Here is a 6,602-nt window from a genome sequence, read left to right as displayed (position 1 = left end):
CGCGCGCCGCGGCCGGGGCGGTGGCGACGTGAGCCCGCCCGACCGCAAGGAGGCGGAGGTGCGGCGGATGCTCGACGGGCCGCACCCCCTCGTCCCGCCCGACCTCGCGCTGCGGGCCGCCGCGCGCGGGCGCCGACTGCTGTCGCGGCGGCGCCGACTGGAGCGGGCCGGCTGGCTGCTGCTGTTCCTGGCGGCCGCGGCATTCACGCTCTGGGCCGTCACCCAGCAGCCGTGGATGCCCCCGCCGACGCGTACGACACCGCCGCTGGAGGGGTGGTGACGAGGACGGGGTGACCCGAATCCGCCGGGCCCCGGCCGGGCCCATGTGCGGCGCCCGGCCGGTGCGTACAGCGCGGTGCCTAGCCCAGCGCCTGTGTCAGGTCCGCGAGCAGGTCGTCGACGGACTCGATGCCGACCGACAGGCGTACGAGGTCCGCCGGCACCTCCAGCGCGGAGCCCGCCGCCGAGGCGTGCGTCATCCGGCCCGGGTGCTCGATCAGCGACTCCACGCCGCCCAGCGACTCGCCCAGCGTGAACAGCTGCGCCCGGTCGCAGACGTCCACCGCGGCCTGCTCCCCGCCCGCGACCTGGAAGGACACCATGCCCCCGAAGGACCGCATCTGCTTGGCGGCGGTCTCGTGGCCGGGGTGGTCCGGGAGGCCCGGGTAGTACACCTTGGTCACCTTCGGGTGCGCGGCCAGCAGCTCGGCGACCCGCGCCGCGTTGGCGCTGTGCCGGTCCATCCGTACGGCGAGCGTCTTGATGCCGCGCATGACCAGCCACGCGTCGAACGGCCCGGCGATCGCGCCCATCGCGTTCTGGTGGAAGGCCAGCTCCTCGCCCAGCGCGTCGTCGTCGACGACCAGCGCGCCGCCCACCACGTCGGAGTGGCCGCCCATGTACTTGGTCGTCGAGTACACGACCACGTCGGCGCCGAGTGCGAGCGGCTGCTGGAGGTAGGGGCTGGCGAAGGTGTTGTCCACGACGAGCTTCGCGCCCGCGGTGCGCGCGACGTCGGCGAGGGCGGCGATGTCGGTGATGCCGAGCAGCGGGTTGCTGGGCGTCTCGACCCAGATGGCCTTCGTACGCGGCCGGATGGCCTCCCGTACGGCCCGCGGGTCGGAGGAGGAGGCGACCGACCATTCCACGCCCCAGCGCTCGGCGACCTTGGCGAAGAGGCGGAACGTGCCGCCGTACGCGTCATCGGGGATGACGACGTGGTCACCGGGGACGAGCAGGGTCCGCAGCAGGCAGTCCTCGGCGGCGAGGCCGGAGGCGAAGGCGAGGCCGCGGCGGCCGCCGTCCAGGGCCGCGAGGTTCTCCTCCAGGGCCGTACGGGTCGGGTTCGCGCTGCGGCTGTACTCGTAACCGCCGCGCAGCCCGCCCACGCCGTCCTGCTTGTAAGTGGAAACCTGGTAGATGGGCACCGCTACCGCGCCGGTCGCCTGGTCGGGCTCCTGACCTGCGTGAATAGCGAGAGTTTCGAAGTGCTGGTGGCGCTGTCCGCGCTGATCACTCATGGCTGACGAGGGTAGTCCTCCACAGGCGCGCACGCGGTCAGGAACTTTCTGCTTCGCTGGAGAGTGGAAAGAGAACAAGACACCGTGCCGCCGGACCTCACCTCCGCCCGACACGACCGACACGACCGACCCGGCCGACTCCCGCTCGGCCGACCCATCGGTCGACCTATCGGTCGCCCCGACCGACCGCCCGACCGACCGACCGACCTGGGAACGACTGACTGCTCATGGACGTACTGCTCGCCCTCATCGCCCTCCTCGCGATCGCGGGGCTGATCGGCTATCCCCTGGCGCGGCGCCGGCGCGCGCTCCAGCAGGCCGGGCAGGGCCTGGCATCGGTCGCCGACCCGATGGCGGGCTACGGCTTCGTCCCGGCCGAGCAGCTGGACGCACGGCTGCCCGGGCCCGACCCGGAACTGACGGAGGCGCTGGCGGAGATCGCCCGCACGCAGGACTGGCGGCCGGCGTCCCGGCTGCTGGCCGGGACGCCCGAGGGCGACGAGCGGCGGTGGCAGCGCGTGCAGTCGCTGGCGGGCGCCGCGGCGTTCGCGTCGGCGCACGAGGGGGACGGTGCGCCGAGTGCGCACAGCGATGCGCCGGGCGGGTCCCGGGGCGGCATCTGGCTGCGCACGTGGCGCTCCGAGGCCCCCAAGGACTCCGGCGGCGCCCAGTCGCACGCCCAGTTCCTGGTCGTCCAGGCCATGCGCGACCCCGGCTCGCAGGACTTCCGCATGATCCTGGAAGAGGCCCGCACGGTCTGCGGCGAGGCCACCCTCCTCGCCCCCGGCAGCCCGGTCCCGTACATCATCGAACTGGCCGTGGCCCGCGGCCTCGGCGACCGCCGCCCCGATTACGAAGAGCTCTGGTCCAAGGTGATCCAGCGCGCCCCGCACCACATGGGCGCGCATCTGGCCGCGCTGCCGTACTGGTCGGAGAAGTGGCACGGCTCCAAGGAGGACGCCGACGCGTTCACCGAACGCGCGGCCGCGGGCGCCCCCGCGAAGTCGCTCCTGCCCGCCCTTCCGCTCTTCTCCGTCTTCGACCACCTCCCCGAGGCCAACATGGTCCGCAGCCTCTTCCAGAGCGCGGTCGTCGAACGGGCCGTCGAGGGGGCGCACTACGCACTGCGCCAGGCCCCCGCCGACCACCCGGTGGCGCCGCACGTCCGCCACCTCCTCATCTGGTTCCTCGTCCAGGCGGAGCGGTACGCCGAGGCCATGGAGCAGCTGCGCCTGGTGGACGGCCACGTCGGCGCGATGCCCTGGTCGTACCACCCCCAGCCGGCCGCCGCGTACGCCACCTACCGCGCCCTCGCCGTAGCCGGCTGGGAGTCCCAGGGCGGCACCCCCGCGACACTGCCCCCGGACCACCCCCCGTTCTGACCGGAATTCCCCACGCGCCCGGAACGTTTACCGGTCGACACTCCACCCGCCGCCCAACACCCCCTCCGTCGTCCCCGTACTCCGTCCCCGTCCTCCATCCTTCGTCCTTCGTCCCTCCGGAGCCTGATCACGATGCTGTTCTCCCGCTTCAAGAACCACCTCCCCTCCGCCGACGAGGCACTGAAGGGCCGCCCCGAGCCGGAGTTCACGGTCCCCGACCGCCACACCGTCCTCGGCAACGCCCTGCTCGGCCCTTACCCGGAGGGCCTGGAGATCGCCGACTTCGGGCTGGGCTGCTTCTGGGGCGCCGAGCGCAAGTTCTGGCAGACCGACGGCGTATGGACCACCCTCGTCGGCTACCAGGGCGGCCACACTCCGAACCCCGCGTACGAAGAGGTCTGCAGCGGCCACACCGGCCACACGGAAGCCGTCCGCGTCGTCTTCGACCCGTCGAAGGTCTCCTACGCCACCCTCCTCAAGGTCTTCTGGGAGTCCCACGACCCCACCCAAGGCTTCCGCCAGGGCAACGACGTCGGCACGCAGTACCGCTCCGCGATCTACACCCACTCCCCCGCCCAACAGCAGACCGCCGAAGCCTCCCGCGAGGCCTACCAAAAGGTCCTCACCGCATCCGGCTACGCCGACATCACCACCGAACTCCTCCCGGCCGGCCCCTTCTACCCGGCCGAGCCCTACCACCAGCAGTACCTCGACAAAAACCCCGCAGGCTACTGCGGCATCGGCGGCACGGGCGTCTCCTGCCCGGTGGGAGTGGCTCAGGCGGAGGGCTGAGAGGGCTGTGGAGATTGCGGGGTGAGGGCTCCCGTGGGGCTGATGTGGGCTTCGGCCGGAGTGCGGTGTTCGTAGAGGGTGTAGTAGGCCGCGCCGATCGTGTCTGCTGCGGTCGGGGACGTCGGTGGGGACGTCATCGTGATTGTGGCTGTGTGGATGTTGTGGGGGGCCAGTTCGGCGTGGAGGGTTTGGGCGTAGTTGCGGAGGGCGGCCATGGCCAGGCCGGCGTTGGCCAGGGAGGGGGTGGGGACCGTCGCCGCGGCGCCGGTGGTGACGAGTAGCGTGCCGGAGCCGCGGGCGAGCATGTCCGGGAGTACCTGGCCCACGGCGGTGATCGCGCCCAGGACGTACAGGTCGAACTGGGCGGACGCCGAGGCGGCGGTGGTCTGCGCGGCGTGCGTGACCGGGCCTGAGGGGCCGGGGGCGTAGTCCAGTACGTCGGCGGGGCCCAGCGTCTCGGTCGCCTGCGCGAGCGCGGCGGCCAGCGCGTCGCGGTCGCGGATGTCCGCGGGGAACGCGGCGGCGGGGATGTCCAGCCCGGCCAGCTCGGCGACCTGGGCGTCCAGCCGGTCCTTCGTACGGGCGACGAGCCCGACCCGGAAGCCGTGGCGCCCGAACGCGCGGGCCACCCCCATGCCCCGACCCGGCCCGGCACCGACCACCACGAGCGTCTTGGCCACCGCTGCTCCTCTCCGCGCCGGCGGCGGGCCCGGAACTGCCGCGGCCGCGCCGGCTGATCACTTGATCACTTGTCAGGTGCGTTTTCTTGGTGTGCCCGCTCCACGCCCGGTGACACCAGACCGTCAACCCCCGGGGTCAAGGGACGGAAGGGGGGAGAAGAGAGGAGAAGGGGGGAGGGGGAGGGTGCCGGGGAATTAGGGCTTGCGGGCCACTAGGGCGTATTGGGCCAGCTGCGGGGGGTCGGTGGGGCTGCCGTCCGGGGTGGGGGTCGGGCGCCAGCGGGTGCAGGAGACCAGGCCGGGTGGGAGGAGGTCCAGGGTCGCGGCGAAGCGGGCGATCTGTTCGCCGGTGCGGGCGGTGATGGGCGGGGTGGCGTTCTCGTTCCAGAAGCGCATGGCCTCGGCGTTGCCCTCGCCGCCCAGTTCGAGGGTGGGGTGGGTGAGGACGAGGTGGCTGCCGGACGGTACGGCGGCGAGCAGCCGGTCCACGGTCCGCTGCGCCCGCTCGGTGTCGAGCACGAAGTTGAGGATGCCGAGGAGCATGATCGCGACGGGCCGGCCGAGGTCGAGAGTCCGGGCGGCCGCGTGGAGGATCGCGTCCGGGTCCTGCGCGTCCGCGTCGATGTAGTCGGTGGCGCCGTCCGGGGCGCTGGTGAGCAGCGCGCGGGCGTGGGTGAGGACGATGGGGTCGTTGTCGACGTAGACGACGCGGGCGTCGGGGGCCACGCGCTGGGCGACTTCGTGGGTGTTGTCGGCGGTGGGCAGGCCGGTACCGATGTCCAGGAACTGGCGGATGCCGGCCCCCGCGAGGTGGCGCACGGCCCGGCCGAGGAACGCGCGGTCGGCGCGTGCCACCTCGCCGATGCTCGGGTACAGGCCGGTGACGTGGTCACCGACCGCGCGGTCGACGGCGTAATTGTCCTTGCCGCCGAGCCAGTGGTTCCAGACCCGGGCGTTGTGCGCGACCCCGGTGTTGATCCGGGACATCGATGTCGGTGTCGATGTCGATGTCGATGTCGATGTCGACGGCGACCTCGACTCCGTGTGTGCGTCGGCGTCCGTCATGCCACCCGCTCCCCTCCCGGCCGGTACCGGCACGTACCGGGCCACCAGTAAGTGACGTAAGTGACGTTACCAGTGGGGGAGTTGAGGCCGGCGAGGCGGCAGGCCCTACCGGCGGCGGTGGTCCAGTCGGGCCCGGTCCGCCGCGGCCGCGCCCTGGTGGAGGCCCTCCGCGTCCCGTACGCCGCGCATCCGTACGGCCGTGGTCTCGGGGAAGAGCGCGCCGGTGCGTTCCTGGACCGCGAGGTCGCGGGCGGCCAGTACCGGCAGCAGGTCCGGCGTGCCCTCGGCGGCCTCGGAGGTGACGTGGTCGGCGGCGTCGGTGAGGCGGTCGCGGATGCGCGAGGCGTATCCGGCGAGGAAGGACTGGCGGAAATCCTTGGTGCGGCGGGATCTGCCGCGGGCGATGGGGGCACCTCCCTGCCCCTTAAGAGCTTGGGGGAGGGTGTCGGCCGCGCGGTTCATGGCCGTGGTGGCCTGGACGAGAAGGGAGGTGTAGAGCAGTTCGGCGGCGTCCAGGTCGGACGGGAAGCCGACGAGGGTGGTGAAGGCGACTTCCGGGGACCAGACCGCCTGGCAGCGGTTGGCGACGGCCACCGCGTCCAGGAGCAGCGCCTTGGCGCTCTCGTACGGGCCCTCGACGCCGATGCGCAGGGTCTCCGGGCCGCCGGTGGGCTCGGCGCCCGCGAGCAGCGCCTCGGAGACGCTGTGCCGGGCCATCAGCTCCTGGGCCTTCGCGGAGAGGGCTTCGGCCTCTTCGGGGAAGGCGGTGGACTCGGCCTTGGCGAGCAGGCCCCGGATGCGGCCGAGGACGCGCGGCTCTCCGGCCGCCGGGGTGCCGGACCCCGCCCCGCGAGTGCCGGACCCCGCCCCGCAAGTGCCGGACCCGGCCGCACCGGCCGCACCGGCCGTGCGCGTGCCCCGCGCCCCCGGCACCGGCCCCGTAGGCGTGACGCGGGGCAGTCGGCCGAGGACCCGCAGTACCTCCAGGACGGCGCAGAGCGCCTCGAAGCGGGTGGTGCGGCGGCGCCGGGCCAGCGCGTCCGGGTAACCGCCGTCGTCCGGCCACCAGACCTCCGCGCCCGCCTCGCGCAGCTGCGCGGGCCAGCGCGGCGGCAGCTCCTCGGCGGGGTAGCGGCGGAGCTCGGCGGCGACGAGGTCGGCGG

The 6,602-nt window shown here is 73.4% G+C and carries 7 protein-coding genes; 3 read left to right on the top strand and 4 right to left on the bottom strand.

Annotated elements, in window-relative coordinates; genetic code table 11:
- Positions 1–280, top strand: a 280-nt coding sequence (locus ABT381_RS34490; RefSeq protein WP_351601637.1) for a hypothetical protein, incomplete at its 5' end; no start/stop codon positions are given.
- Positions 281–359: 79 nt separating this feature from the next.
- On the opposite strand, the gene ABT381_RS34485 is transcribed toward ABT381_RS34490, so the two are convergent.
- Positions 360–1,520, bottom strand: a complete 1,161-nt coding sequence (locus ABT381_RS34485; protein ID WP_351601634.1) for a cystathionine gamma-synthase — start codon at positions 1,518–1,520, stop codon at positions 360–362.
- A 227-nt stretch (positions 1,521–1,747) separates the two neighbouring features.
- On the opposite strand from ABT381_RS34485, the gene ABT381_RS34480 reads away from it, so the two are divergent.
- Positions 1,748–2,902, top strand: a complete 1,155-nt coding sequence (locus tag ABT381_RS34480; RefSeq protein WP_351601631.1) for a hypothetical protein — start codon at positions 1,748–1,750, stop codon at positions 2,900–2,902.
- Between the two features lie 132 nt (positions 2,903–3,034).
- Positions 3,035–3,694 (top strand): peptide-methionine (S)-S-oxide reductase MsrA, encoded by a 660-nt coding sequence (msrA, locus tag ABT381_RS34475; RefSeq protein WP_351601628.1) that lies wholly within the window; start codon positions 3,035–3,037, stop codon positions 3,692–3,694.
- Here the strand turns inward: msrA and ABT381_RS34470 are convergent.
- From ABT381_RS34470 to ABT381_RS34460, 3 genes are all read right to left on the bottom strand, one after another.
- Positions 3,679–4,374: an SDR family NAD(P)-dependent oxidoreductase gene (locus ABT381_RS34470; RefSeq protein WP_351601625.1), complete on the bottom strand. Its 696-nt coding sequence runs from the start codon at positions 4,372–4,374 to the stop codon at positions 3,679–3,681. The genes msrA and ABT381_RS34470 overlap by 16 nt on opposite strands.
- Before the next feature lie 195 nt (positions 4,375–4,569).
- Positions 4,570–5,361, bottom strand: a complete 792-nt coding sequence (locus ABT381_RS34465; RefSeq protein WP_351601622.1) for an SAM-dependent methyltransferase — start codon at positions 5,359–5,361, stop codon at positions 4,570–4,572.
- Positions 5,362–5,544: 183 nt separating this feature from the next.
- The coding region (locus ABT381_RS34460) for a DUF2786 domain-containing protein (protein ID WP_351601619.1) at positions 5,545–6,602 on the bottom strand (1,058 nt) is incomplete at its 5' end.

The sequence above is a fragment of the Streptomyces sp. NPDC000151 genome, assembly GCF_040301705.1.
Classification (GTDB): Bacteria; Actinomycetota; Actinomycetes; order Streptomycetales; family Streptomycetaceae; genus Streptomyces.
This window is presented reverse-complemented; position numbering and strand designations above follow the sequence as displayed.

What these genes read in the sequence shown, in the direction of transcription:
- ABT381_RS34485 (WP_351601634.1), bottom strand. Translation starts at nt 1,520, where the DNA reads ATGAGTGATCAGCGCGGACAGCGCCACCAGCACTTCGAAACTCTCGCT.
- ABT381_RS34480 (WP_351601631.1), top strand. Translation starts at nt 1,748, where the DNA reads ATGGACGTACTGCTCGCCCTCATCGCCCTCCTCGCGATCGCGGGGCTG.
- msrA (WP_351601628.1), top strand. Translation starts at nt 3,035, where the DNA reads ATGCTGTTCTCCCGCTTCAAGAACCACCTCCCCTCCGCCGACGAGGCA.
- ABT381_RS34465 (WP_351601622.1), bottom strand. Translation starts at nt 5,361, where the DNA reads ATGTCCCGGATCAACACCGGGGTCGCGCACAACGCCCGGGTCTGGAAC.